This window comes from Collinsella aerofaciens, assembly GCF_040920445.1.
GTDB lineage: Bacteria > Actinomycetota > Coriobacteriia > Coriobacteriales > Coriobacteriaceae > Collinsella > Collinsella aerofaciens_BH.
Genome location: NZ_JBCOTQ010000111.1, coordinates 1 through 925, shown reverse-complemented (window position 1 = coordinate 925; position 925 = coordinate 1). Strand labels below are relative to the sequence as shown.

Below are 925 nucleotides of genomic sequence, written 5' to 3'. Positions count from 1 at the left end.
TCATGTCATTCACCTCGCTCGTATGTATCGAGGTATTCCTGCTTGAGCGTCTGCGAGGACGACTCGGTCTTTTCCACGAGCGTGCCGGCCTCGATGAAGTAGAACGAGTTGGTGAGGTCTGCCAGGTCGTCGAGCAGATGGCTTGAAATGAGCACGCTTCGTCCCCGCGCCACCTCGCTGCGCATCGCGTCGCAGGAGGTTTTCCGCTTTCCCGGATCGAGGCCGTTCAGCGGTTCATCGAGGATGAGGTACGGGCAATCGGTCGATATCGCCATGGCAAGCTTTACCTGCTGCCTCATTCCCGTCGAGAGTTTACGGGTCGGCTTGTCGAGATATGGGGAGATTCCGAGGGAGCTGCAGAGCGAGTCGATGTCGGTGGCCGATTTCCACGCCTCCCTAACGAAAGCAAGGTGCTCGATGGCCGATAGCGTGGGATAGAGATCCGCGCTGCCCGAAGAGCTCAGGTAGACGAGTTCTGCGAATTCGGCTGATTGACGTTGGCAGATTCCGTCTGCCGCCAGGCTTCCCGAGCGGATGCGGGTGGGAAATTGGCCCGACAGCGCTTCAAGAAGGGTGGTTTTCCCCGAGCCGTTGGGAGCGACGAGCCCCGCCGCCGTTCCCGGGCTCAGGAAAAGCGACCCGATTGAAAGTATCGTCGTGCTTCCGTATCCCACGCTCGCGTCCAGGAGCTCGAGCCCATGGTGCTTTTTCGCGGGTCCAGCCTGTTTGGGCGAACGTGCCGCAACGGCGCCGACCGCGAAAAGGACCGCGACGTATGCCAGGGCCACGGCAAGCATCGATGCGCTGCCCGAACCGGAGCCGATGAATTCTGTCGGGAAGCATCCTACGTAACCCGTGGCCTCGATAGGCGAGAACACGGCCAGCGGCAGGAGCCCGAGCACGGCGTTATGCCCCAGTGCCGAAT

The 925-nt window shown here is 61.2% G+C and carries 1 protein-coding gene; it reads right to left on the bottom strand.

The window, feature by feature from the left end:
• Positions 1–5 precede the first annotated feature (5 nt).
• Positions 6–925 (bottom strand): ABC transporter ATP-binding protein (locus AB5405_RS09850; protein ID WP_368138365.1); only part of this gene is annotated, 920 nt, incomplete at its 5' end.